This window comes from Plesiomonas sp. ZOR0011 (genome assembly GCF_000800945.1).
GTDB lineage: Bacteria > Pseudomonadota > Gammaproteobacteria > Enterobacterales > CAMTGL01 > Plesiomonas > Plesiomonas shigelloides.
Genome location: NZ_JRKB01000043.1, coordinates 1 through 24323, shown reverse-complemented (window position 1 = coordinate 24323; position 24323 = coordinate 1). Strand labels below are relative to the sequence as shown.

The following is a 24323-nucleotide window of genomic DNA, read 5'->3' as shown; positions in this document are numbered from 1 at the left end:
TTTTACAAGGTAATGATGGCGCGGGTGGCTTTGTTCGACAGCAGTAGCATTGAGAGCAATACCGAAGACACAAAGGTAGTCAGTAACACCGCGATTTTGATCGCAATCGAGTCGATAACAATTTGTGATGAGAACAGGGCGAAAATCGAATAGTGCAGGATATACACGCCGGTCATCGATTTGCTGGTTTTGGTCAGCAGAATTTTAATCACATCACTGTGAATGTATTTACTGAGTTTATTGGACGCAATGATCACCCCGATCACCAAGGTATAGATAGGCGAACCTATCAAGAAAAAGGAGTTATTATCGCGCTCAAACAGTGGATAGAGATACGTCCGCTCAAATAACCAGCTCAGCGCATAGATAATGGGTAATGCGACAATAATAATATTGATGTTACGTTTTCGGGTGACGACATTATAGATCTCGGGATCACTGAGTAGCTGTCCGGTTAAATAAAATAACAGCCAGTTCCATATGCGATATTGTGGTTCAATGCGCAGATTGAGGCCAAAGTGTCCGACCGAGAAAATGAAATCGTACAAAAAGGAAAAGACAAACAGTACTGCCACCAGCGCAATAAAATAACGTCGATTGGCCGATAGCCAGATAATCATTGGATTTAGCAGGTATATCGCGGCAAATGAGATGGCAAACCACGTATGGATCAGGTAGCCCTTTTGATAAGGGGTAAACAGATAATGGGCGGTGAGCCAGAAGATAAACACCAGCATTAAGCGACGCGTTTTTATGTTGCGCCAGCCCGGTTCACTGCGGGTGCTGGCATCGGTGTAACCGGCCACCACAAAGAATAGCGGCGTGGCGATTGTGGAGATAAAGGTCAGCAGTTCCAGCAGCCAGTGGTAATTGTAGTTATAGTTATCCGACGTACTGTAAATAGAAAAAAAGGTTACGGTTGCCAGACAACCTATGGTTTTCACGATACTGATGGCAATTTCGTTCATCTTATATGGCTAACCGTAATGTCAATGTGTGCGTGGAATGTACTGGGTTGTACCGAGTGTTGTACCGTGTAGAGAAAGCTTGGCTATCCGCTGTCGATGTCCATTTATTATAATGCGTGTCATATTTATTTTTATGACAGAGCGTTAATTTATTCTGTGCAAAGAGCCCGCTATAGCCCTTACCTTTATTCTGGATATTGCTGCGATGTTGAAATAAAACGCTGTCGTGCTTCTTTTAGACAACGCTTTGGTTGAGATGACTAGCGCGGTGCCGTCATCCTAAATTAATGGCCGCATCTGTTAATCATAGCATTTATTGTTGTGGGAAAACTATAACGGCAGTGATATTGATACCTATCTTGCAGTGTTATTTATGTTTTGTTTTTTAATCAGTTATTACGCCTTCCTTGCTGTTGTGCCCTGTGGGCTGGGCAGACTGTTGGCGTGGTTTTATCCTTTTATCTTCTTTGGCTTGCTGTTGTTTCATCCCTCTTTTGGATTGGAATTATCTATTAACTTATCACCTGTTGGTTTTTTATATTGCATATATTTAAATATGCGGAAAATAACACGGTGCAACGTTTTTATTGCGCACCGTTTACCTGACTTTGCTCTGTAATGCGCAGTTTAATGTCGCTTAATAATTGCTGATAGCGTGCCGGAAGCGGCCATTCGGCGCGGTGAATGGCCCAGAGGGTATCGATAACCGGCGATTCACTGTGATGCACGCGGATTAATTCAGATCTGGCGAATGCGGTCACTGCAAAACGTGGAAGTACGGTAAAGCCCAGACCGCGCGCCACCGGCTCAAGGATCAGGCTGATTTGGTTAGTAAAACCGTGGACTGGAATGTCATCTAAACGTTGGCCAGGAAACTGACGGCTAAGTAAACGCAGCGCCATAGCGCGACCATCAGGGTGATCAATAAAGCCTAATGTCTGCAACGCTGGCCAGCTGACCTCAGCAAGCGAAGCGGGGACCACCAGACACAGCGGTTCGCGCGCCAAGGGTTCGGCATGCAGACTGGGGTGTTCAGGTGCTTGATCGACCACGCCCAGCTCACTGCGCCCTTCAAGCACGGCAGAGATGATATCGGTGGTGGGAGCAAAGCGGTGCTGGATACTGAGCGTCGGGTAGGTTTGCTGTAGCTCTAGCAGCCAAGGGTAGATGAGAAGGCCAATACTGCCGGGAGTCGAGAGGCGGATGTTGCCCGCATGTGGGTTATCTTCTGATAGCTCGGCATACAGGCGTTCACTGGCCCGTTGTTGTTCACGGGCGTAAGCCAACACGCGTAAGCCGCGCGGCGTGAGCTCGAGTTGACGAGGTTTACGCAGCAACAGCGACCCACATTCTGCTTCCAGACGTTGGATATGTTGGCTGACGGCCGCTTGCGTAAGATCGAGTCGCTCCGCAGCGCGGGTGAAGCTGCCGGTTTCCTGTATCGCGATCAGCGTTTTTAACCAGAGTGGATTTAGCATAATAAATATTTATGGTATCCATTATTTTGACCTTATTTTTAATTATGCTCAGTGTTCCTATCATGTCACCTGTTTTCTGACACAACATCAGGTGATTTATGACTTATCCACGTAACTTTTCGCATATCGGCATTACCGTTACTGATTTAGATCGTGCGGTAGAGTTTTACACCCAAGTGATGGGTTGGTATCTGATTATGCCGGCCACCACCATCACTGAAGACGATTCGGCGATTGGGGTGATGTGCAACGATGTGTTTGGCCCAGGTTGGGGTTCGTTTCGGATCGCGCACTTATCTACCGGCGATAAAATCGGGATTGAGTTGTTCGAGTTCCCGAACAGCGAGCAGCGCGAGAACAATTTTGAATTCTGGAAAACGGGCGTGTTTCACTTCAGCGTGCAAGATCCGGATGTCGAAGGCTTGGCTGCACGCATTGTGGCGGCAGGCGGTAAGCAGCGCATGCCAGTTCGTGAATACTATCCGGGCGAAAAACCATACCGTATGGTCTACATGGAAGACCCGTTTGGCAACATCATCGAGATTTATAGCCACAGCTATGAGCTGACGTATTCCGCTGGTGCTTATCAGGAATAAACATTGTTGGTGTGATTTTCCTGCAGGCTGAGATAATGCGGTGTAATTGAGTCAATTATGCCGCACGTTTTGTGTTTTATTTCCCGTATTTCCTATCCAAATCTGAGCTGACATAGCGCCTTTGTTACTATTGATGTGCAAGGAGGCTGCTTATGTTTGACCCCAAAGATATTTATCATCCACGAGAGTTTCGCGATGGAGAGCGATCCGATCTTGGTTATTCCGCAGGAGAAAGGCCGTCTTATCACGAACCGAAAAGAAGAGTGAGCTACGATAGCTATGCCCGTGAAAAACAGGCATCTCGCCATTGGTTATTTCCCGCTTGGTTTTTCTTTTTAGGCTTCATGACGGCCATGTTCATCGCTTACCGTTGGCCGCTGTTGTTCGTGCATGTTCTCACCGAGTTTGGTCATTTCTTCATGCGTGTTGGTGGCGCTATTTCGGCGCTATTTTCTTCTTCATTATGAAGTTTCAGTTATGAAATATTGGTGATAAAATAAAGCGGCGTTCGGTAATGATGAATACCGCTTACATTGCTATTTCTACGATTAATAACCGATTCCTTTGGCTTGGTTATTATGGCAACAGCGTAGCGCTTGGTGTTAATGCCATTCGTGTAGCAACTGCATGTAAAGCAATCAGATGCAGCATCTCAGAAACCGTGGTGCATAAATCGGGCAAAATAGCGACATCATACTTTTCTGCTGAGCGTGAGATTGCCGTATGGGTAACGCAGTTTTGCGTCATCATGCCGGCGACCCACAAACGGCTAACGCCTCTTTCTGACAACACTTGTTCTAATGTGGTTTTCACAAAACTATCGGCAAAGGTTTTAACCACTATCGGTGCATTAGGGGCTGCGGCCAAAACATCCGGGTGAATTTCTGCGCCGGTTGTGCCTTGATTAAAAAATGGCGCTAAGCCTAACGCAGGATCGGCAATGTGTTGCACGTGAATAATCTCTACGCCTGCCGCTTGCGCTTTATGCATGAAGGCCACAATACGGTCTTTGGTCTCTTCGGCTTGCCACAGCGGAAAGGCTCCGGCAGCGAAGTAATCATTTTGCAGATCAATAATCAGTAATGCAGTCTTTTCCATTTGGCGCACTCCTACAAGTACAAGGTCATTGTATTTACAGCGCTAGGGTTGAACGAGATAGTGGTAATACATCGAGTAAAGCGTGTAGCTGCTGTTAAGGAGTATGACGCTGAAGCGGCATTTGCTGTAGTGTCTAAAATGACATAAAACAGTCTAATACCGACATTATCACGTGAACAAGATGCGCATTGAGGCGGCGATGACGGAGATTACACTTGGCATTTATCACTATCCTCAGGCACTAAAATCGGCAGTTTATGGGCTGGAAGAGATGTTTGTGCTGGCCAATACGCAGTGCCGCCAGCAGGGGCTCAAGGTACTGTTTTCGCCTGCTATCTTTACCGATCCGCTCGGTGTTAATACTCATTTTGATGTGGTGATTCTACCGCCCGGGACTGCGCCCTATATGGCCACAAAGGTGCTGGCGTGGTTACGCACAGCTCATCAGCGCGGTAGCGTGATCGCCTCAGCCTGTACGGGCAGTTTTATGCTGGCTGGCGCCGGAGTATTGCATCAACGTTCGGTAACCACCCATTGGGGATTGGCTGAGAGTTTTACGCAGCAGTTTCCCGAACAACCGCTCAAAACAGATGCCATCTTGATTGATCATGGCGATGTGATCAGTGCCGGAGGGCTAATGTCATGGGTGGATTTAGGCTTGGAGTTAGTCGCGCGCTATGCATCGGCGCAGGTGATGCGTAATTTGGGTAAGCTGTTGGTGGTTGATACCGCCGAGCGCGAGCAGCGCTTTTATCAGCAGTTTATGCCATCGTTTTTGCACGGAGATAGCATGATCGAGAAATTACAGCGTTGGTTAGCGGTGCATCTGGCGCAACCTATAACGCTTAACCAATTAAGTCAGCAAGGCTCGGTGACAGAGCGCACCTTGCTACGTCGTTTTGCCAAAGCCACTGGCCACACCCCTTACGAATACCTACAGCGCCTGCGCATCCAACGGGCATGTGAACTGCTGGAAACTACCACCGATTCATTTACGCTGATTGCCAATCAGGTGGGGTATGACGATAGCGGAGCTTGTCGGAAAGCCTTTATCCGCATCATGGGATTAACACCCAGTGCATTTCGTCAACGTTTTGGTCGTTAAAGCAGACTAATACGCTTTTAATTCACCGATACGTGCATTTTCTGTGTCAGCTCAAAAATAACATCACTCTGATGGATTTAGGCTCTCCATTCTTGTTCAAACGCTGCTATGCCTCCACACGCCTTTCCACATACTGCGCCAATCGTAAATCCACCAGCTCTTGCACCAGTTGATGAAAACGTTCGGTGTGCTGATGTTCAACAGAGAAGGTCGGTACAAAGCGATCGTCTTGAACAGTAAACCACTGCTCACCAGATGCATTGGCATGTGTAAAGGCTTTAATCGGATTGCCTTTCCAATACGTGAGCCATGCACTGTCTTTTGCCTCTACTGAGCGCATTTTCTCCGGTAACTCAGAGGTTTTCAGATCGGGGTGGCGAGATAACACACGGTGACTTCGAATCGCCAATGCACTCAGTGTTGGTGGGGAGTTGAAACCATCGAGTTCCAGCAACGCTTGCAATAAGATAGCTTTAAAGCACTTACTCATGGCGGTCATTTCGATACCTTTGAGTAAGAAGTCATGATGTTGCGCCAGTATTTGGTGCAGTTCATCATCGCTGTTTTCTTGCTGCGCAACGAGATCGAACCAACTGCGATATTGTTGGCGTACTTTACTGAAGGGGTACTCGCTTTGGTAAAACTCCGTGGCGGTAGGGCGATGGCCTAATTGTTCGGTAAGCTCTGCGTAATGTTCACTCGCGGTAAACCCCTTTGCTTCTATCAAGGCTAACCACAACTTAATTACAACAGGGTCAAAATTGACAAAGCAACCCAGCGCGAGTGTCGGCTCACGCAGCGCTTTTTTCAGTTGCTGGAAATTACGAGTACCCAGTAATGCCGCTGGCCGATTTAAGAACGCAGTATGGTTACCGACAAAATCAATCACGACGAGCTGGGTTTTATTGGATGCTGGCGATAGACGCAGCCCTCGACCTAATTGCTGTAAGAATAAGATCTTGGACTCCGTCGGGCGGATCATGAGTACCGTATCTATCGCAGGTAGATCGGTGCCCTCATTAAAAAGATCGACCGAAAAGATAATGTCCAGTTCACCGTTATTAAGCTGCCGTAATGCTTCATTACGCCGCATTGTAGAATCACTGTATACGGCGCACGAACGAATGCCATGACGCTTAAAATACGCATCCATATAGTTGGCATGCGATTTTGACACGCAAAAGGCGAGTGTGCGTTGCTGTTTTTTGGCATGCCAGTGCTTGAAGATGTGTTTCGCGCGCCGTTCGGTTGCAAACTGGTTTTCTAACTTAACCGGATCAAATTTGCCGTTGCGCCATGGGATCTCTTGATAATCCACGCTCTCATCTCTGATCCCATAATAGGTAAAGGGCACCAGAATACCGGCGTGAATGCCGAATTGCAGATCGCGGCTGTATACCAGATTGTTATCGCACAGCGATAAAATATCGGCGCGATCAGTTCGCTCAGGCGTCGCAGTTAACCCTAATAAAAATGTCGGGGTAAAATAGGCCAGCAATGCTTGGTAGGTTTGTGCACTGGCGTGATGGAACTCATCCACAACGATGTAATCGAAGTGATCAGGCGCAAAGCGTTGCAGGTGGGCATCTTGACCTAGGGTGCTTACCGAAGCAAAAAGATAATCCGCATCCCCATTTTTCTGATTACCGTTATACAAACCCGTATGGGCATGTGGGTTTAGGCGTAAAAAGGTTTCTTCCGCTTGTAGCAAAATCTCTTCGCGGTGCGCAACGAACAAAATGCGCTTGGCGTGCATCTGGCGAGCATCGAAGGCGGCGAGCCATGTTTTGCCCATACCGGTGGCAAGTACCACTAACCCACGTTTAAAGCCTGCTTTTCGGGTATTGGCAAGTGCGGCTAATGCCAGTTCTTGAATGCTGTTCGGGGTTGGGGTGTCACTGATGTCGTCATCTTTCCAGATAGCTTTTAGCAGCGGGGTGTGAATTTTCGTCTGCTCATGTCGGATCTGGTAGCCGTCAATCCACGTATGGCTGAGTGGTTGAGTATACGGATGCTGAAAAATGGCTAAAAACTGGACTTGAATATGGGTGAAGTCTTGCGCTGCCGGTGAGTTTGCAGGAGGCATGTAGTCGTGGCGTAATGTCCATTCATGGCCATCAAGCAAGGCGGATCGACTGATGTTGTTGGAGCCAATAAAGGCGCAGCCTTCAGCTATTTCCCCCTGATGCATCCGCACAAAAATATAGGATTTCATGTGGAAGCTGTTGCTGTCTTGGCATTCAAAAATCCGGCACTGAGCGCCGCGTTCTTGCAATTGCATCAGCCGGCGCAGTGCAAAAGGGCTCGTAATAGCCAGATAATCAGACGTCAGAATATTAATGGTGACATCACGCTCTAGGGCATCGAGCAGTGGGGTAAAGAGTAACTCAAGCCCAGAAGGCTGGATAAATGAAACCGCAATATCAATCTGAGTGGCATGATTGATGGCTTGTATCAACTGCGGGAGTAGGGGATCGGAGCCTCCTCCCGTAATCAGTTTATGCTCTGACTGTGTGAGTGATGGTACGGCCAAATCCAAATGGGTCATTATTTTTATTCTTTAATTAAGAGGGCATTGAGCCAATATTCATTTTCACGACCAGGACGTAAATCGGTGGTCTTCCATGTTTCGCGTAGCACTAATCCGGAATGCGCAATAAAGCGCTGTAGCCGTTCCTCATCGCAATGCGTAAACGCGCGCCCATCACGCACCTCATCGTGCGTTCCATATTTGAACGAGCAATAAAACAGGCCTTGCGGTTTTAGCAGGGAAGCTAAATGCGCAAAGGTGTGTGGTAGTTGGCTGGCTGGCACGTGCAGTAATGAGGCACACGCCCAGATCCCATCAAAAGGCTGTGCGTGAGTAAACTCACTGAAAGTACATACCTGAACAGGTTGGCCGATGTAGTTGGCCGCAACCGCAGCCAGTTCATGACTGGCGTCAAAAGAGGTCACCGCAAAGCCCATGGCAAGAAAAGCCTTGCTATCACGTCCTGAGCCACAACCTGCATCTAAAATATGGGCTTGTGGGGGAAGGTCTGGCGTAAAGCGCGCCATCAGTGAAGAGACATCAACATCTTTAGTGGCAGCAAAGAATGCTTGGGCATTTTGGTTATAGTAATTAACAGACATGACAACCCCTTATTTAATAAGGGCATTGTATCGGCGGGGAAAATGTACCTCAATGGGTTTGCCTGTGGGGATAGCCAGAAGATGATTGATGTTCCAATTCAGGGAAAATACATCATGCGGCTATGTGACCTATACACAGAAAGCCTCATGAGCGGATGGCTGCGGTATGCCAGTGAATTTATGCATAAAGGCGCTTGAGAACACCAAGCGCCTTTATGTTTAGCGGAGTGTCGCCGTATTTCACATGTGAGAGGTCGGCGAGAGCGATTAACGTAATGCTTCGGGCAAGGTGATCACCCACAACTCACTCAACGATTCTGGTTGCTCCAGTGGGTGGAGTTCCAACGTGGTGGCTACGGGCTTTCCATCTACATTGAGTTTGCCTTGCTCATTGACCTGATAGTCGGTGATTTTCTTGGCGTTTGCTTCGGCATTCATCAATTTAGGCTGTAGGCCAAAATCATTGTCATTCAGTATGGCGATGCGATGATTATCAATGAGCGCGAGGCCTTCGACTTTTTCATGCTGCCAGCCGAGTTTACGCAGGTCGGCAATTTCGCGTTTTTGCGCCAGTTTTATCCCACGTTTGGCCAATGTTTTTGCATCATCAAACTCAGGGGCGGTGCCACTGCTATCAAAGGCCGCAAGATCGCTGGCGTCAGTGAGGTCGACAAGATAGATCTTGTTGATCATCTGCTTGTCTTTATCACTACCTTGTTCCACTAGCAAAATATGCTGGTTATCTAGCGCCACAATGTCACCAATTTTGGCATCTTTGGCTTTTTTATAGCTATCTACATCAATTGGATAGCCGTACATGGCTGTCTTACCCGTTGTTGGATCAAAACTCATGAGGCGCGTAAATTGAGCTGTATTTTTACTTTTTCCTTCGATATCCAGCGTACTTTGTACGGCCACTAATAGCTGGCCATTAGGAAGGCGCGTCACCCCTTCAAAGCCACGGTTCGGCTGACGCCATTTGAGGATGTTAGGTAAACCCGTGGCCACGCCTTGTTCGCCGGCTGCCGGCGTTGGGGCATATTTTTCCAGAATTTTTCCCTGCTTATCGACGTGAATCAGAAATGGACCATATTCATCACTGAGCCAAAATCCACCTTTACCATCTGGCGTGATCCCTTCGGTATCTAAGCCTCGAGGGTCACTGGATACCGGTTGTAAGGTATCGCTTAAGGCCGCTTCGTTAGTCGAGCCAATCAGCGTGCTTGGCAAAGGCAATCCACTCACCGGGCCATCTTTATCATGCAAAGGGCGATCATCAGTTGCGATGGCCTGATTTTTACTGATGCGGATATCCATCAAGAGCGGGACAAACGCCGGATTAGCGAAAATCTTCGCCTCTTGTTTGCCCACTGAAGGTGCATCGGCATTCGGGCCGCGATCTGTGACGGTGGTGAACAGCAGATCACCGTTTTCTACGCTGTTAAATACGAGTCCTGAGCCAATGCCAACGGGTAAGCCTTGCGGGAAGTTCTTTGCGAATGCTCCGTTATAGCTGACGCGATCCCCTGCGGGGAAAGAGACGGTATAGCGTTCTACGCTAAGGTCTGCAGCCTGAGACAGTAGAGGGAGTGCTGAGGCAAAAAAAAGAAAAAGCGGCTTTAATTTCATGGCATTAGCTCGTCATCAAAAGAGGTTAGAGCCAATAAACCTAGTGAAGAAGGATGACATTTTAATGACATGACAAAAGTGGTCATGAGTGGAGGTAATTAAAAGTTATCTTAGTGGTCACTCATTTGTGGGGTGATCTTTCCCTTCTTCTAACCATCGGCATCTGTTCCAAAATACGACATGTAAATCTGTTCAGTATCGGGTCTTAACGTGGACAAACATATACTACTTCTGTCTCAGTGAGTTGATTTCGCACGGTAGGTTAAAAGCCTCCGAATTTTTGTATGCGACACTGTGATTGACTTGACCTAATGGATGAATAAATAGAATGAATATTACACAGTTTCATGCCGAAGTTTTGAATGCACCAGTTAAAAATCAGCAGTGGTCTTGGGGTTCAGAAAATGATCATGCCATTTTCTTGCGTGGTTGGTATCACCAACTACAAGGGGGAAAAGTTCAGGTGCAAAGTACCCAAGATAAACCATCCCCTGGCTTAAATGAGCGTATTCGCCACCTTGAGGCCTGTAAGCAAGGTAAGCCGGGTTACATGGTGTTGATGCAAGCGAGAGATCCGAAAGCGGAGAAGTTGTCAATCCGCCAGTTTGATCAGGTGGTGTACCCGATTATTAAGATTGCGACTGATTTAGAGGGGGTCACATGGGCACACATCAATTGTTTAGAGCCTGTGAGCCCACGAGGCTTGCGGTGAATTATCACTAACTCGTTAAATCAGAACTCGATGAATGGTAGCTGTCTGCAATTGTTTCATCGATTCGGTTTGCCATGACTGTAGCTTATAACACTTGGGATTTAGTCGCGTTATCATTCATGATTTCATTATTACGTCCTAATTATTGGCTGTGTTTTCGGTAAGCACAGCCTTATATTTTAATTATACAAAACGTTGTTTAGTGATGAGCCTATACCATATTGCCAATAAAAAATTGATGCCACTCATGCCTACTACTTTTGCAGCTGAAGGATTACAAGAACGCCAGGATTTGCAAGAAGCGTTAAAGCGAAATATTGCAGTCATCGCTCCTGATTGTCTCGTAATCGCCGAGGAGTTCTCTGATTGGGAAGATAGTCGTCGCCGTATCGACTTACTCGCTATCGACCGCAATGCCAATTTGGTGGTAATTGAGCTAAAGCGTGATGAAATGGGTGCACATATGGAACTGCAAGCGTTGCGCTATGCGTCCATGATTGCCAATATGACTTTTGATAAAGCCTGTGAGTATTTCGAGCGTTATATCGCAGATGAAGAATTAGATATCAACGCTAAAGAAACGTTGTTGGAATTTATCGATTTGGATGAAAGTCAACTTGATGACTTTGGTAATGATGTACGTATAGTTCTGGCATCCGCTGATTTTGGTAAAGAACTCACAACTTCTGTTTTATGGTTGCGTGATAAAGGCATTGATATCAGTTGTATTCGATTGACGCCATTTAAGTATCAAAATGACGTATTAATCAATGCGACACAAATTATTCCAATTCCGGAAGCCGAAGCATATCAAATTAAATTCCGAGAAAAACGTGCGGAACAACGAGCTAGCCAACAAAGCTCACGAGATTACAGTAAATATCGCTTCAACGGCGAAACCTATAACAAGCGAAAATTGGCTCTGGCTGTCATCAGACATTGGATCTTCGATCGCCAATTTACCGAGTTCAAGCAGATCACCGATTATTTATGTCAATTCAATTTGCCCAAAGCCGTTACACTGATTGAGCAAGTAGCTGAAAAAAATCTTAACCGTTGGCACTCGTCTGAAAGTGATCTCATTCTTTTGTCATCTGGTGAGCGCATTGCTATCTCTAATCAATGGGGCGACAACTTACCTAATCTGTTACACGCCATGCAGAAGCAGGGCTATGAGATTGAAAAGATTTAGTGATTCATCGTAAATCACATGGAATGGATGGCTTAGGATAATTCATTCGGGCCAAAACGTTACCGCACCACCAAAATATCCGCCAACGACGTGGTGTAGCGCGGGCTCAGATGCTCGCGCTTCATCATCCATTCTGAGGTATCGGTGCCTCTCGAGGCAAAATGAATCTTCCCTCGATGGCTGTGGTTAATGCGGTCGATGACCTGCATTAATGCTTCGCTGCGCTGGTGGTATTGTGGACTGGTAAACAGATCGCCTTGCTGGCAGTTGAGGGGCGTGAAATCCGCCAGCATGACGCCGCCTTTTAAATAGCGATAGCCCTCTCGCCACATACGTTCAAGTAGGGGTGGGATCAGCGCTAGCAGCTGACGTGTATCTGCCGTGGCGGCAGACAGCTGGGTGCTGACTTTATTGCCGTAGTAAGGCTCTTTACCACTAAACGGGCTAGTGCGGATAAAAAGGGTGACATGACGACAGCACATACCTTCTTGACGCAGCTTTTCTGCAGCACGCTCCATATAAGCCGCGAGCGCCTGATGCATGATGGCTCGCTCGGTGATGTGTTCGCCAAAGGAGCGTGAGCACACAATGTGTTGTTTGGCTGCTGGAGTTACATCCAGCTCAGTACACGGGCAGCCTTGCAGCTCTAACAGCGTTCGCTCAAGGGTTACGCTGTACGCTTGGCGTAATGATTTACTGTCTATGCGCAGCAAATCTGCCGCCGTGTGAATGCCTTTCGCGTTAAGGCTGGTTCGCAATTGCCGACCAATGCCCCAGATCTCTTCCACCGGAGTGATGGCGAGCAGTTTTTGACGGCGCACCGGATTGCGCAGGTCAACAACCCCACCGGTTGCAGGCCAACGCTTGGCGGCATAGTTAGCCAGCTTGGCTAAAGTTTTGGTGGGGCCAATACCGACACCGACTTGCAGCCCAGTCCACTGAGAGACGCGGTTTTTTATCTGCTTGGCGTATTCGCTGAGATCGCCAGCCCACGTTTCACTGAGTTCAATGAAGGCCTCATCAATGCTGTAGATCTCGATAGAAGGCACCATGCTTTCCAGTGTGCTCATCACCCGCTGCGACATATCGGCATACAAGGCATAATTGGAGCTAAACCAGACCCCGCCTTGTGCTTCGTAGGCTTTTCGTATCTTGAAAAATGGCTCCGCCATACGCACGCCCAACGCTTTAGCTTCAGGGCTACGCGCCACCACGCAACCATCATTGTTGGACAGCACCACAATAGGACGACCTTTTAAATCCGGTCGGAACAAGCGCTCGCACGAGGCATAAAAGTTGTTCACATCCACGAGGGCGACGGCTCGGCTCATTGCTTACCCCAGCTTGGTTTTATGCAAAACGTAGGTCACGACACCAAACACCTCGAGCTCTTGCCCTTGGTTGAGATAGATAACCGGAAAGTCAGGATTAGCGGGAACTAACGCGGGGTGAGGGTGGGTCTGTAGATATTTAACAGTGAACTCACCATCAAGGCAGGCCAGAACGATGGCACCTTGTGTCGCGGTAACCGCGCGGTCAACCACCAGCAAATCACCGGAGTGGATCCCCGCTTGCAGCATGCTATCGCCACAGGCTCGCACATAGAACGTTGCCGCAGGGTGTTCAATGCAGAGCTGGTTAAGATCGATAGTCTGTTCGACGTAGTCTTGCGCGGGGCTAGGAAAACCACATGCGGCTGGCGATAAGAACAGCGGAAGCGCGAGCTCATCGGGCGTTGATTCAGGAATAGCAAACATAGCTGCACACCAATAGCTGTAAATATATACAGTATAACTGCGTAGAGTCTTTCCGGTACAGGGGCGGTTTTAGTTTTTGCGTGGACAGTGGGGATGTGCGTGCTGTAGCGAGTTTCAGAGGGATGTAGTGGCGGCGGTGGAGCCGATGCTGTAATGCCTACGACAAGACACTGCTCTCGGCACCCGAATGGATGCCGAGGACAGAGTTGTAAGCAACGCGCTCTGTGTAGAGAGGTGCGCAGTAACTTACTTCATCAGACGAGCGCGGTATGACTTACCTTTAATACGGCCACTGGTGATTTTGCTCAGAGCCTGTTTTGCCACACTGCGGCTAACCGCGACATAAGCGCGGTAATCGGTGACTAAAATCTTGCCCACCGCGGCTGCGTCGATGCCGTTTTGGCCGGTTAACGCACCGAGAATATCGCCGGGGCGCAGTTTATCTTTTTTACCGCCATCGATGAGCAAGGTGATCATGGCTGGCGCTGTCGGGGTTTGCCCCAGTAGGCTGGCTGATGGCAGCGGCTCGTCGTGAATTTCGTGCCCCAGATAATCTTCCAGTAGCGCCATCTTGTAGCCATCTTCGTGGCTAAAGAAGGTAAAGGCTGCGCCCTTGCTACCCGCGCGGCCAGTACGGCCAATACGGTGAATGTGCACTTCGGTGTCGTGGGCCATATGGTAGTTAAACACGGCATCGAGGGCATCGATATCCAGTCCACGGGCCGCTACGTCGGTCGCCACTAGCACGCGAGCACTCTTGTTGGCAAATTGCAGCAGGGTTTCGTCGCGATCGCGCTGCTCCAAATCACCGTGCAGTGCCAGCACGCTAAAGCCAGAAGCGGCCAGCTCATCGGCCACGTTCTGGGTTTCACGCTTGGTGTTACAGAACACCACAGCGCTTTCAGGTTTATGTTCGAGCAGCAATAAACGCAGTGCCTGCATCCGTGCGTTGTCCTCTTCCAAATGGAAGAAGTGCTGGGCGATAGTGCTCTTTTCGTGGGTTACCGCGACTTTCACCATTACAGGGTTATGCATTACCTTCTGGGTAATGGTCTGAATTTTCTCAGGGAAGGTCGCACTGAACAGCAGAGTCTGGCGCTCGCGAGGGGCGCTGGCAATAATCGCTTCCAGCTGCGGCTGAAAGCCCATCTCCAGCATGCAGTCCGCTTCATCGAGCACCAACATCGTGAGATTGCTCAAATCTAAGCGGTTACGCTCTAGATGATCCACAATCCGGCCAGGCGTACCCACGATAATGTGCGCGCCGTGTTCAAGCGAGCCTATCTGTGGCCCCATCGGCACGCCACCGCACAGGGTGAGCACTTTTACGTTGTGGATCCCACGAGCGAGGGTGCGGATCTCCTGCGCGACCTGATCGGCCAGCTCCCGAGTCGGGCACAGCACCAAGGTTTGAATCCGAAAGCGCTTCACATCTAACTTATTGAGTAACCCAAGGCCGAAGGCCGCCGTTTTACCCGAGCCGGTCTTGCCCTGACCAATCACATCCTCACCCGCTAAAATGGCAGGTAAACTCTGGGCCTGAATGGGCGTCATCGCGTGGTAGCCCATGGAGGAAAGGTTATCAAGCAGTTCGGGTTTCAGCTTAAGAGTCGAAAACGCGTGTGCAGGCTGGGTATCTGAATTACTCAAGGAAAGTATCCTGTGGTGATTAACCCCGCTTGAGCAGGGCTACTGTAAAGGGTGTTGTGTACGGGGTTGCTTCTCGGTGTTAGCGTAATTTTACCGGTCAATTCATTCGACTGACGCTGCATCAAGCGAACCCCGAAGCCAGCCATTGTAGCAACAAAGCACCGCTTTTGCTCGTAGTGGTGAGACAAGGATCCCAGACCGTCATTGGGATGGTACGGAATGCTGCGCTACATTGTTGGCCGCGCCTGCTTGGCTTAGTTTTCCCAGTTAGCTTTCCCAGAATGACGCGGACGTGTGATAGATCATCTTCTTGCTCATTCCTCCATCGACGACCAGATTAGCACCATTGATAAAGTCATTCCGCGGGTCGGCTAAAAAGAGGCAAGCACGAGTGATGTCATCGGGGCGACCGACGCGGCCACTCGGGTGCTGGCGGTGATCGGCTTCAGTCAGGGTGTGGTAATCCTCTGTCTGGATCCAGCCAGGACTGATGGCATTGACGGTGATCGGATACTCGGCCAATGAGTTGGCAAGTGACTGGGTGAGGGCAACCAACGCACCCTTCGACGCGCCGTAGGCATCCCAGCCGGGTTCGTTCTGCTGCCAGCGGGTGGAGGCAATATTGATGATGCGGCCATAGGGCAGACCGTTGTTGGCCTGAACGAAAGCGCGAGCGCACAGCATGGCGCCGCGCACATTAACCGCCATCACGTGATCGAACTGCTCAGTGCCAAGCTCTTCGAAACGGGTGTGGAACTTGCTGATGGCGCCGTTGTTGATCAGCAGATGAATACCACCGTGTTGTGCGCGCACTTCAGCAAAGAGCTGTGCAATGGCCTGCTCGTCACGCAAATCGAGAGGGTGAAAATGGATCTCGGGGTGGTCGAAAGCGTAAGCGGTTAGATCGGTAGCTATTACTCGATAGCCCGCGTTGGCCAAGCCAAGGCAGAGCTCGCGGCCAATCCCGCCAGCGGCGCCAGTAACGAGAGCAATTTGTTTATCGTTCATTGTGCTGCTCCATTGCGGGCTCGCAGTACCTTGATCAGGGCCGATACCTCTTGCTGACCCAATCCTTGCGCTACCCCTTCTTCAAACAAATCGGCGGCAAAACGTGGGAAACGGCTGTCGATCCCTGCATCGGCGGCGTGACCGGTCAGCCGGCTAATGGCGGCACTCCACGTTTTCAGGCTGGCGTAGGGGTGATCGAAGTCGCCGCTGGCCAGTGTTTTGCCAAGGTGAGCCACATCGCCTCCTAAAATTGGTGACAACTCGCTGAACTGAGCGCATACCTTGGCGACAGGGAGACCCTCGGCTTCACAGATGAGTGCTCCGTGTAGCGCGCCGAGTAGGCCACCAGCAAAGTAGGCCGCAACAGCACAATCTTGGGCGGCAGCAGCGCCCACGGCTTCCGCGACATGATCAAGCGTGGGGGCTAGTAGGCGCAGAACTGGCTCGGCCTCGCTAAAAGCGGCGCTGGCTCCTGAGCAGATGATACTGGCATCGGTAGTGCCAATCTGATCGGGGAAGCAGAGGATCGCACCATCCAGATAGCAGGCACCGCGGGCATGGCACCAGCCCTCTAGCGTTCTGGCTCCCTGTGGACTGCCCGTTGATAGCTGCACCACTAATTTGCCTGTTACCACATTACTCGCTTCGTCCAGCAACTGCTGGCTGACGGCGTAGTTATCGATGCAGATTAGGGTGATATCGCCCGCTGCGATAGCTTCACTCACTGAGGGCGCGAGTGTCGCTCCTAGCGCGATTAATGGTGTTGCCTTGGCTGCACTGCGATTCCAGACGGTGACCGGATGGCCTGCCTTGAGCAAGGTGGAGGCAAGAGCAGAGCCCATGGCGCCGAGGCCGATGACAGAAATAGGACGCAAGTTGACTCCTTGTTATGCGAGTTGAGCAAGAGACCGCAATGAAAACAGATCTACTGGTATAGAAAATTAAAATGTCTTGCGGCAAGGAAAACACTATAGTTGCGCTTTTACGCCGTGAGAAATGGCTTTTTTGATTGGCAGGTATAAGAAATTTTTATGGATTGTTGCGCTTTGCGAGCTTTTTCAAAGCATTGATGGCCTGCGTAAAAAAAACTCATGGATTGCAATACGCTGCATTAGAGGGGTACAGGGAGGGGTACGGATGTAGCTGTGCTTTATTATCCCCTCAGAGGTATCCGTACTTCTTGAGGAAAAGTGAATCTTTGAGTAGCGATAACGGCGCGGTCAATGAACACCTTTCGCTAAAGGCATACGTAAGCGAAAAGAGAGTCGCATTAAACTTTGAGTAAAATGTTGATATGTGGTCTATAGCGTGTCAGCTGTTGGGCCCTAAGCTAAAAATAGGCTTTTAGCACGATGAGAGGGTGTTATAAATCATTGATTTTAATGGTGCTCCCGACTGGATTCGAACCAGTGGCCTTCCCCTTAGGAGGGGGACGCTCTATCCATCTGAGCTACGGGAGCACGCCGGCCTGTCATTATACTGATAAATCCGGCGTTTTTAAGTTCTGTCGCGGTAATCCCGGCTGACTGCTCAGGATTTAGTCACCAGATCGCCGACCTGAATCGTCGAAGCGGTATTTAGGCTGCCGATATTGATGATCGCGTAGGTGGCGTAGACTTGCGACACCGTCAGCGACATACCGCTCGGCGTGAACATCTCGGCGACATTCCCACTTTGATCGACAAACTCGGTGGTATGCAGCAGCTTAACCCGATCGCCTTTACGTACCCCGTTGCGGCTGCCGATGTTGATTTTCAGACGGTTGCCGTTGATTTCAGTGATACGCGCTTGGGTGGCCGAGCAGCCTAAGGCGGTATCCAGATCTTGGGCTATCTGATCGGTTTGCAGACGAATCGCGTAACCGTAGGCGGATTGCCAGAAGTTGGCGCTGCTGGTATCTACACGCTCGGTGCGCTCAAACGGCCATTCGGCTTCCGTGCGATACAGGCGCTCGAAAACTTGCTCGCCGCTGTAGCTATCAAAGACGGTGATATTAACTGCAAAGTGGCGCTTCATCGGGCTGACGCGGAAAAAGGTGTTCAGACCGGTGACAGGGGCAGGGCTTAAATCAATCAGCTGTCCGGTCAGCAGATATTGCGCTTGCTGCTGCTCACCGGCGGCGGCCAGCCAGTTGGCTGAAGCATCCGCGGGTAGGTGCTCGTTCTGATAGCTGCGCACTTGCAGACCTTGCAAATCTTGGCGCAGTTGACGCTCCAGTACTCGTGGGTAATCCGAGTCGATATTGAAAATCGCGCCCAGTGAGGCTTGCGTCAAGTCATTGAGTGCAAAGCGGTAGACCGCCAGCGGCTTGCGATAACCTTGTCGGCGGCACAGGCTGCGATCAGGGGTGATATCGGCACGTAACGTTAGGGTAAAGCGGCCATTCTGAGTAGCGCTATTGACCACCGTTGCCGCATGTACGGGGCTGCCGGCGGCGTAACGAATGGTCTGGCCGTCTTTATCGCCGGAGAGTAGCGATGCGACCAGCGGTTGCTGATAGTTCATCGACACCCCGGCATAACCGAGCAGCTGACCGCTGGCATCACTGAGCGCGAGCGAGCGCAATTGGCTCTCGCTACCCGCCTGCGTCGGAATACTGACGGTGGTCTGATACCAAGCGGCATAAAGGTTGCTTGTATATAAGCTGCTGGCCAGCATAAGCACGGTGGCCAGACAGGTGGCACGCGGCCGGAGTGTCAATGTCATTACGTGAACCTGAATCGTGATTGCCCGCGGCAGTGGCTGCTGCCGGTGATAACTGTACCGGTTGGCGATGTTATGAGTAATGCAATTAATGTTCCGTTTCATCCGGTTCAAGTTTTTACCGTAACGGGCGATAAGATAACAGAGAATGTGACTGGGACGCAGAACGTGAAGCACATGAAGACATTACTGCCGCTGGCGGCACTCTCCGGGCTGTTATTGACCGGCTGTGCCGGTAATCAACCCTCGGCAGATCAGCCGTATGTTATGGACAAGAATCAGGTTCAGGTGTTGCCACGCCACAGTCTGGACTTTTTTGTCGACGCGATGGCGCGTCAGTTGGTGGACTCCAATAAAACGCTGGCGGCCAGTGGGCCGATTGCAGTGGCCTCGTTCGTGGATTTACAGCAGATGGATCAAACCAACTGGCTGGGCAATCTGATGGCTGACTCCTTTATCTATCAGCTGCAACAGCGCGGCATGACAGTGCTGGACTATAAAACCACCGGCCAGATCCGAGTCACGCCGCAGGGGGATTTTGCCCTGAGCCGTAACTGGCGCGATTTGCAAAAAGCCTATCAGGTGAACAGCGTGCTGACCGGTACCATGTTGCGCCAAGGCTCCGGTATTCAGATTAACGCGCGCATTATCCGCTTTAGCGATCGCGTGGTGATCGCCACGGCGCAAGGCTTCTTGCCGGCAGACCGACTGGGGCGCAGTATCGGCAACCCGAATCTGGTGCAGATGCGTAATGGGATGATCGTGCGTGGTGATAACCGCTTTACGTCGCCAAGTATTGTGGCGCCGTGAGGGTAGGGAAACCGAGCTAACGGTTAACCTACGTCATCATGAACCTATTTGATTTATTAGTGACGTCAGCGGCGGTGACTTGCGCTGGCGCAGAGGACAAACAATGCGTAAGTGGTTAGGCGTAATCGGACTGTGTGGGCTGTTATTGGGTTGCGCCTCGTCGGGTAGCCGGCAGACACTGACCGCGGTCGGTTATGCCCCCATTGCCACTCAAAGCGGCAAAACTTTGCAGGAGCGGCAAATTCAGGCCATGCGAGCCTCGCGTTTAGATGCGTATCGCGATATGGCGGAGCAGGTGTATGGTCTGCGCATCAATACCGATTCGCAAGTCGCCGCCGATGGTGCACTGCGTGATGCGGGGATCCGCTCACAGGCGGCGGGCGTGATCCGCGGTGCGGAAGTGGTACGTAGCTATCCGGTTGGCGATAACTATGTGACTGAGCTGCGATTAGATATGAGTCAGGTCAAACAATTACCGCCACTGCCGGCACCGGCTAAACCGGCCGCGCCAGCACCGCAGCCAGTGATTTTGGTGCCAGCGCGCGGAGCGACTTACTAAACGTAACCTCAAATTAAGACAATAAAAAAGACAGATGCGCAGGACGACATCTGTCTTTTTTTGTGTGCTTTTTGTGTCTTTACCATTCACATCAACCGGCTCTGAGCAGCAGTCTGCGCGGTTAAGTGGCAATCTCTATTACTGATTACTGGAAAGCGCAAGTTAGCGAGGGGTTACACCCGAACATTATTCCCCAACGTAGAGGTATTACGGGTACGCCCTTCGGCATCGTAGGTCATCATTTCTTTACCGCGAATCGCCATCAGCTGACTTTCCAAACGGCTGAGGCTAATCCGCGCTTCTTTCATCACTTCGCCCAGCAATGCATTGCGGGTCTGACAAGAGCTCAGACTTTGGCGAATCGCGACCAAACGCGGATCATCGGCCAATAACTGGCTGCGCTCGGGATGCGCCGCAATCGCCTGATCGCCTTGTTGCAGGGTTTGCAGCAACTGATTTTTTTGCTCGCTCAATGCCTGAATTTGTTCGGCATCGTGGGCAATCAGAGCTTGCAGCTCCTGCTCAATAAGAGGATCCAGCGCCAGCAGCGTTTGCTGCTGCTGTTCAAGTAAGTCGTTGATGCTCAGCGTCATGATGATTCCGTTTCGGGGTCAGCGCCGCGCCGGTCTTCTGATGGCCGGTCTGACGTTAGTGAGAGCCTGACTCTAACTTAAGCAAATTCGCGGCCAGCTTTTCCGGATTAACCTGATATTCACCACTTTCAACGGCGGCTTTCAGACGCGCCACTTTAGCGCTGTCAAAGCTCATGTCACTGCTGACTTGTTTCGGGATCTGGCTCAATTCTTGTGCCTGTGAGGTTAAGGTAACACCGTCACGGGCAACGGCCGGCTGCTGTGGCGCGGCAGTCGCGTCGGCATTGACGGCTGCATTGGCGTTGGTGGATTTTTTACCCACCGGCGCAGAATTCATCTTCAGGGCGTAATTTAATTTATCGATGCTGCTCATGTTTATAGTCCTGCGGCGAATTGAATTTTAGTCATTCACTGTCTGTCGCTCTTGTTATAGCGTATCGGCGTAGCAAATGATTACTTGAATAATTATTTTCGCCTTTTTTGCTGTGCTTACCGGCAGTTAATAAGTGACAACCGCTTCACCAACACGGCTGACGACCGCATTAATCACGCGCTGCGAACGGCTATTGCGGATCTGAATAGTGTCGCCGACGGTGCCATTACCGAGCGCGGTGCCGGAGGCCACCACACTCAAGCCCGGCTTACCGGCTTTGAGTACCACGCGATCGCCTTTGCACACCTGACAAATTTGCGCGGTGCTGATAGGCGCATTGGCATTGAGTGGTTTGATGGTTTTGGCGCCAACCAGCTCGTCAACATTGTCAAAAATCCGTGCTTGCGCTTGGCGCACATCTTTATACACCACGTTCAGATCATCGGCCTGCAACACCGTATCGCTGCGCATCGCGCGGGCGCTCACCACGACTGGGCTGACCGACAAAATTTTGACCGGTACATACACTTGCCAGTTTTGGGTCGGGCAACGTACCAATACGGTGGCCCGTGAGGTAATAGTTTGCCGCCCCGGTAAGGTGGTTTCTAAATCGGTGGCACAGCGTTCAAATTTAAGCCGCGGATCGAGCGGCGTAACCCGAACTTGATGCTGGAGCGTGTTTTCTGACGGTAACTGGCTGATCACAAAGGATTCTGCGGCTTGCGTAATGCTCGATGGCTCCTGATAGGCGGGTTCAGCATTGGCGGCCATGCCATTTTCGTTTAAGAAAAGGCAGAATATGCCGATAAACAAACCAATAGGGCGAGTCGCCTTGGACACTGGCGTTGAGAAAAACACAAAACGTCTCCTGTTATGCAAAATACCTCTGATATCCTAAGGGGTATACGAGTTATAAGAAACACTTTAAATACCCCTGGGAGTAGCACGTTATGGCGGGAATTCTGGATTCGGTCAATCAGCGCACACAATTAGTCGGACAGAACCGGCTGGAGCTGCTGACATTTAAACTCAACGGGTCACAGCGTTACGGCATCAACGTGTTTAAAGTACGCGAAGTGCTGCAGTGCCCGCGCCTGACCATGCTACCGAATCTTAATCCGATCGTAAAAGGCATCGCGCATATCCGGGGTCAGACCATTTCGGTGATCGACATGAGCTTGGCGATTGGTGGTAAGCCGGTCGATGATCCGTCTAAGTGCTTTATCATTATCTCTGAGTATAACCGCTCAGTGCAGGGCTTTTTGGTGCAGTCTGTTGAGCGCATTATCAACATGAACTGGGAATCCATTCTGCCGCCACCAAAAGGCGCGGGTAAAATTAACTACCTGACAGCGGTGACTGAGGTGGATAAAGAGCTGGTTGAGATTTTGGATGTGGAGCGCATCCTGGATGAGATTTCACCGGTGCGCACGCACATCAGCCAAGACGTGCTGGATGAGACGGTGGCGCAGGCGCAAGAAGTGGTGAATGCCGGTAAGAAAATTCTGGTTGCCGATGACTCCAGTGTGGCACGTAAGCAGATTGAACGCGCGCTGACCTCTGTGGGGCTGGAATGCGAGATGGCCAAAGATGGCCGCGAAGCGCTGAATCGCCTGCGTCAGGTGGCATCGGAAGGCCGCGTAACGGATTACTATGCGCTGGTGATTTCCGATATCGAAATGCCGGAGATGGACGGCTATACCCTGACCGCCGAGATCCGCAGTAATGAACAGCTTAAAGGTCTGCATGTGATTTTGCACACTTCGCTTAGCGGTGTGTTTAACCAAGCGATGGTAAGCAAGGTGGGCGCGAATAACTTTATCGCCAAATTTAATCCCGACGAGCTGGCCGGTGCGGTTAAGCAGGCACTTCAGCAATTAGCAACAGAGTAATCAATGAATTCAGTAAGCATCAGTGATCAGGAATATAAAGAGTTCAGCCGTTTTCTGGAGTCTCAGTGCGGGATTGTACTGGGGGATAATAAACAATATTTGGTGCGCAGCCGCCTGACTCCGCTGCTGTCGCGCTATGGTTATGCTCATCTGTCTGAACTGCTCAAGCATACCCTGACCGGCATGAACCGTGATCTGCGGATGTCGGTTGTTGATGCGATGACCACCAACGAAACCCTGTGGTTTCGCGATAACTATCCGTTCGACATTCTGGCCGAGCGTTTGCTGCCTGAGCTGGCTCAGAGCAAGCGCCCACTGAAGATTTGGTCGGCAGCTTGTTCTTCTGGCCAAGAGCCGTACTCGATTGCGATGACAGTGCTGGAGACGCAAGCGCGCCGTCCGGGCATGTTGGCCGGTCCACAGCCGGTGCAGATCGTCGGTACCGATATCTCTCCGCAGATGTTGGATTTGTGCCGCGAGGCGGCTTACGACAATCTGGCGCTGGGTCGCGGCCTGTCACCGGAGCGTAAGCGCATGTTCTTTGAAGCGCTGCCGGATGGCCGGATGCGCCTCAACAGCAAAGTGCGCAGCATGGTGTCATTCAAGCCGCTGAACTTGAAAGAGAGCTATGCGCTGATGGGCAAGTTCGACATCATTTTCTGTCGTAACGTGCTGATTTACTTCTCCGCCGAGATGAAGTCTAAGGTGATTAACCAGCTGGCTACGTGCCTTAATCCGGGCGGTTATTTGCTGTTGGGCGCATCGGAATCGATGAGCGGCTTAAGTGAGCGCTTTGAGATGGTGCGTTGTAATCCGGGCATTATTTATCGCTTGAAGTAAGCGCGTAGGCCGCTGTGCCTACGCCGCATCGGTTTATTGTGTAGGGCCGGACACCACGATCAGCGCGGTTCCGCAGGCTGCGTTGATCAGCTTTCCGGTTTTCCCGGCCGTCCCCCGACCTCTGTCGGGGTTTTTTGTTTCGGTCGCGGGTGATTATCGCTACGTGCCGCGCGGCGGTGTTTTTATCCTTTCTTATCTCTTATCTCTTATCTCTTATCTCTTATCTCT

The 24323-nt window shown here is 50.6% G+C and carries 24 protein-coding genes and 1 tRNA gene; 9 read left to right on the top strand and 16 right to left on the bottom strand.

The window, feature by feature from the left end:
• Nucleotides 1-2 precede the first annotated feature (2 nt).
• Both L975_RS08145 and L975_RS08140 read right to left on the bottom strand, forming a co-directional pair.
• Nucleotides 3-968 carry an acyltransferase gene (locus tag L975_RS08145; protein WP_010862252.1) on the bottom strand — a complete coding sequence of 322 codons (966 nt, stop codon included), beginning with the start codon at nucleotides 966-968 and terminating at the stop codon, nucleotides 3-5.
• Between the two features lie 584 nt (nucleotides 969-1552).
• On the bottom strand, nucleotides 1553-2446 hold the full coding sequence (locus L975_RS08140) for a LysR family transcriptional regulator (RefSeq protein WP_047708064.1): 894 nt from the start codon (nucleotides 2444-2446) through the stop codon (nucleotides 1553-1555).
• Nucleotides 2447-2544: 98 nt separating this feature from the next.
• Between L975_RS08140 and L975_RS08135 the strand changes: the two genes are divergently transcribed.
• On the top strand, nucleotides 2545-3042 hold the full coding sequence (locus L975_RS08135) for a lactoylglutathione lyase family protein (RefSeq protein ID WP_010862250.1): 498 nt from the start codon (nucleotides 2545-2547) through the stop codon (nucleotides 3040-3042).
• A gap of 152 nt (nucleotides 3043-3194) precedes the next feature.
• On the top strand, nucleotides 3195-3509 hold the full coding sequence (locus L975_RS18110) for a hypothetical protein (protein WP_156121138.1): 315 nt from the start codon (nucleotides 3195-3197) through the stop codon (nucleotides 3507-3509).
• A gap of 109 nt (nucleotides 3510-3618) precedes the next feature.
• Here the strand turns inward: L975_RS18110 and L975_RS08125 are convergent, their stop codons facing one another.
• Nucleotides 3619-4140 (bottom strand): cysteine hydrolase family protein, encoded by a 522-nt coding sequence (locus tag L975_RS08125; RefSeq protein WP_039045434.1) that lies wholly within the window; start codon nucleotides 4138-4140, stop codon nucleotides 3619-3621.
• A gap of 199 nt (nucleotides 4141-4339) precedes the next feature.
• Between L975_RS08125 and L975_RS08120 the strand changes: the two genes are divergently transcribed.
• Nucleotides 4340-5245 (top strand): GlxA family transcriptional regulator, encoded by a 906-nt coding sequence (locus tag L975_RS08120; protein ID WP_047708084.1) that lies wholly within the window; start codon nucleotides 4340-4342, stop codon nucleotides 5243-5245.
• A gap of 106 nt (nucleotides 5246-5351) precedes the next feature.
• Here L975_RS08120 and L975_RS08115 read toward each other — a convergent pair whose 3' ends face one another.
• From L975_RS08115 to L975_RS08105, 3 genes are all read right to left on the bottom strand, one after another.
• Nucleotides 5352-7793, bottom strand: coding sequence for a DEAD/DEAH box helicase family protein (locus L975_RS08115; protein ID WP_052181346.1), 2442 nt, complete (start codon nucleotides 7791-7793; stop codon nucleotides 5352-5354).
• Between the two features lie 5 nt (nucleotides 7794-7798).
• Nucleotides 7799-8377, bottom strand: coding sequence for a bifunctional 2-polyprenyl-6-hydroxyphenol methylase/3-demethylubiquinol 3-O-methyltransferase UbiG (locus tag L975_RS08110; RefSeq protein ID WP_039045433.1), 579 nt, complete (start codon nucleotides 8375-8377; stop codon nucleotides 7799-7801).
• 267 nt (nucleotides 8378-8644) lie between these two features.
• Nucleotides 8645-10006: an esterase-like activity of phytase family protein gene (locus tag L975_RS08105; RefSeq protein WP_039045432.1), complete on the bottom strand. Its 1362-nt coding sequence runs from the start codon at nucleotides 10004-10006 to the stop codon at nucleotides 8645-8647.
• Nucleotides 10007-10334: 328 nt separating this feature from the next.
• Here L975_RS08105 and L975_RS08100 point away from each other — a divergent pair, with 328 nt between their 5' ends.
• Complete coding sequence (locus tag L975_RS08100) at nucleotides 10335-10718, top strand: hypothetical protein (RefSeq protein WP_039045431.1); 384 nt, start codon at nucleotides 10335-10337, stop codon at nucleotides 10716-10718.
• 205 nt (nucleotides 10719-10923) lie between these two features.
• Nucleotides 10924-11910, top strand: a complete 987-nt coding sequence (locus L975_RS08095; protein WP_047708060.1) for a membrane protein — start codon at nucleotides 10924-10926, stop codon at nucleotides 11908-11910.
• A gap of 59 nt (nucleotides 11911-11969) precedes the next feature.
• Here the strand turns inward: L975_RS08095 and umuC are convergent, their stop codons facing one another.
• The 7 genes from umuC to L975_RS08060 form a co-directional block, all read right to left on the bottom strand.
• Nucleotides 11970-13241 (bottom strand): translesion error-prone DNA polymerase V subunit UmuC, encoded by a 1272-nt coding sequence (gene umuC / locus L975_RS08090; protein WP_039045429.1) that lies wholly within the window; start codon nucleotides 13239-13241, stop codon nucleotides 11970-11972.
• 3 nt (nucleotides 13242-13244) lie between these two features.
• On the bottom strand, nucleotides 13245-13667 hold the full coding sequence (umuD, locus tag L975_RS08085) for a translesion error-prone DNA polymerase V autoproteolytic subunit (protein WP_039045428.1): 423 nt from the start codon (nucleotides 13665-13667) through the stop codon (nucleotides 13245-13247).
• Between the two features lie 246 nt (nucleotides 13668-13913).
• Nucleotides 13914-15317 carry an ATP-dependent RNA helicase DbpA gene (gene dbpA / locus L975_RS08080; RefSeq protein WP_039045427.1) on the bottom strand — a complete coding sequence of 468 codons (1404 nt, stop codon included), beginning with the start codon at nucleotides 15315-15317 and terminating at the stop codon, nucleotides 13914-13916.
• Nucleotides 15318-15584: 267 nt separating this feature from the next.
• A complete protein-coding gene (locus L975_RS08075) occupies nucleotides 15585-16325 on the bottom strand; it encodes an SDR family NAD(P)-dependent oxidoreductase (protein WP_039045426.1) in 741 nt (246 codons plus the stop codon).
• Nucleotides 16322-17200 (bottom strand): NAD(P)-dependent oxidoreductase, encoded by an 879-nt coding sequence (locus L975_RS08070; protein ID WP_047708058.1) that lies wholly within the window; start codon nucleotides 17198-17200, stop codon nucleotides 16322-16324. The genes L975_RS08075 and L975_RS08070 overlap by 4 nt, the downstream gene beginning before the upstream one ends.
• A 508-nt stretch (nucleotides 17201-17708) precedes the next feature.
• A tRNA-Arg gene (locus L975_RS08065) sits at nucleotides 17709-17785 on the bottom strand.
• Between the two features lie 70 nt (nucleotides 17786-17855).
• Complete coding sequence (locus L975_RS08060; protein ID WP_047708056.1) at nucleotides 17856-19031, bottom strand: flagella assembly protein FlgT middle domain-containing protein; 1176 nt, start codon at nucleotides 19029-19031, stop codon at nucleotides 17856-17858.
• Between the two features lie 174 nt (nucleotides 19032-19205).
• Between L975_RS08060 and L975_RS08055 the strand changes: the two genes are divergently transcribed.
• Nucleotides 19206-19838, top strand: coding sequence for a FlgO family outer membrane protein (locus L975_RS08055; RefSeq protein WP_039045479.1), 633 nt, complete (start codon nucleotides 19206-19208; stop codon nucleotides 19836-19838).
• Nucleotides 19839-19941: 103 nt separating this feature from the next.
• On the top strand, nucleotides 19942-20397 hold the full coding sequence (locus L975_RS08050) for an LPP20 family lipoprotein (RefSeq protein ID WP_010862233.1): 456 nt from the start codon (nucleotides 19942-19944) through the stop codon (nucleotides 20395-20397).
• 173 nt (nucleotides 20398-20570) lie between these two features.
• On the opposite strand, the gene flgN is transcribed toward L975_RS08050, so the two are convergent.
• From flgN to flgA, 3 genes are all read right to left on the bottom strand, one after another.
• On the bottom strand, nucleotides 20571-20990 hold the full coding sequence (gene flgN, locus L975_RS08045) for a flagellar export chaperone FlgN (RefSeq protein WP_010862232.1): 420 nt from the start codon (nucleotides 20988-20990) through the stop codon (nucleotides 20571-20573).
• A 55-nt stretch (nucleotides 20991-21045) separates the two neighbouring features.
• On the bottom strand, nucleotides 21046-21363 hold the full coding sequence (flgM, locus tag L975_RS08040) for a flagellar biosynthesis anti-sigma factor FlgM (protein ID WP_010862231.1): 318 nt from the start codon (nucleotides 21361-21363) through the stop codon (nucleotides 21046-21048).
• A 126-nt stretch (nucleotides 21364-21489) separates the two neighbouring features.
• A complete protein-coding gene (flgA, locus tag L975_RS08035; protein WP_133240562.1) occupies nucleotides 21490-22221 on the bottom strand; it encodes a flagellar basal body P-ring formation chaperone FlgA in 732 nt (243 codons plus the stop codon).
• 92 nt (nucleotides 22222-22313) lie between these two features.
• Here flgA and L975_RS08030 point away from each other — a divergent pair, with 92 nt between their 5' ends.
• Together L975_RS08030 and L975_RS08025 are read left to right on the top strand one after the other, a co-directional pair.
• Nucleotides 22314-23255: a chemotaxis protein CheV gene (locus L975_RS08030; protein ID WP_010862229.1), complete on the top strand. Its 942-nt coding sequence runs from the start codon at nucleotides 22314-22316 to the stop codon at nucleotides 23253-23255.
• 3 nt (nucleotides 23256-23258) lie between these two features.
• The gene (locus L975_RS08025) at nucleotides 23259-24095 is read left to right on the top strand and encodes a protein-glutamate O-methyltransferase CheR (RefSeq protein ID WP_010862228.1); all 837 of its coding nucleotides are present in this window, start codon (nucleotides 23259-23261) and stop codon (nucleotides 24093-24095) included.
• Nucleotides 24096-24323 lie beyond the last annotated feature (228 nt).

Excerpts from the sequence above, each read along its gene's own strand:
- umuD (WP_039045428.1), bottom strand. The coding sequence starts at position 13,667 with ATGTTTGCTATTCCTGAATCAACGCCCGATGAGCTCGCGCTTCCGCTG.
- L975_RS08075 (WP_039045426.1), bottom strand. The coding sequence starts at position 16,325 with ATGAACGATAAACAAATTGCTCTCGTTACTGGCGCCGCTGGCGGGATT.
- flgM (WP_010862231.1), bottom strand. The coding sequence starts at position 21,363 with ATGAGCAGCATCGATAAATTAAATTACGCCCTGAAGATGAATTCTGCG.
- L975_RS08095 (WP_047708060.1), top strand. The coding sequence starts at position 10,924 with ATGAGCCTATACCATATTGCCAATAAAAAATTGATGCCACTCATGCCT.
- L975_RS08125 (WP_039045434.1), bottom strand. The coding sequence starts at position 4,140 with ATGGAAAAGACTGCATTACTGATTATTGATCTGCAAAATGATTACTTC.
- L975_RS08100 (WP_039045431.1), top strand. The coding sequence starts at position 10,335 with ATGAATATTACACAGTTTCATGCCGAAGTTTTGAATGCACCAGTTAAA.
- L975_RS08115 (WP_052181346.1), bottom strand. The coding sequence starts at position 7,793 with ATGACCCATTTGGATTTGGCCGTACCATCACTCACACAGTCAGAGCAT.
- flgN (WP_010862232.1), bottom strand. The coding sequence starts at position 20,990 with ATGACGCTGAGCATCAACGACTTACTTGAACAGCAGCAGCAAACGCTG.
- L975_RS08110 (WP_039045433.1), bottom strand. The coding sequence starts at position 8,377 with ATGTCTGTTAATTACTATAACCAAAATGCCCAAGCATTCTTTGCTGCC.
- L975_RS08140 (WP_047708064.1), bottom strand. The coding sequence starts at position 2,446 with ATGCTAAATCCACTCTGGTTAAAAACGCTGATCGCGATACAGGAAACC.
- L975_RS08050 (WP_010862233.1), top strand. The coding sequence starts at position 19,942 with ATGCGTAAGTGGTTAGGCGTAATCGGACTGTGTGGGCTGTTATTGGGT.
- L975_RS08145 (WP_010862252.1), bottom strand. The coding sequence starts at position 968 with ATGAACGAAATTGCCATCAGTATCGTGAAAACCATAGGTTGTCTGGCA.
- L975_RS08120 (WP_047708084.1), top strand. The coding sequence starts at position 4,340 with ATGACGGAGATTACACTTGGCATTTATCACTATCCTCAGGCACTAAAA.
- L975_RS08105 (WP_039045432.1), bottom strand. The coding sequence starts at position 10,006 with ATGAAATTAAAGCCGCTTTTTCTTTTTTTTGCCTCAGCACTCCCTCTA.
- L975_RS08025 (WP_010862228.1), top strand. The coding sequence starts at position 23,259 with ATGAATTCAGTAAGCATCAGTGATCAGGAATATAAAGAGTTCAGCCGT.
- L975_RS08055 (WP_039045479.1), top strand. The coding sequence starts at position 19,206 with ATGAAGACATTACTGCCGCTGGCGGCACTCTCCGGGCTGTTATTGACC.
- L975_RS08060 (WP_047708056.1), bottom strand. The coding sequence starts at position 19,031 with ATGACATTGACACTCCGGCCGCGTGCCACCTGTCTGGCCACCGTGCTT.
- L975_RS08030 (WP_010862229.1), top strand. The coding sequence starts at position 22,314 with ATGGCGGGAATTCTGGATTCGGTCAATCAGCGCACACAATTAGTCGGA.
- umuC (WP_039045429.1), bottom strand. The coding sequence starts at position 13,241 with ATGAGCCGAGCCGTCGCCCTCGTGGATGTGAACAACTTTTATGCCTCG.
- L975_RS08135 (WP_010862250.1), top strand. The coding sequence starts at position 2,545 with ATGACTTATCCACGTAACTTTTCGCATATCGGCATTACCGTTACTGAT.
- L975_RS18110 (WP_156121138.1), top strand. The coding sequence starts at position 3,195 with ATGTTTGACCCCAAAGATATTTATCATCCACGAGAGTTTCGCGATGGA.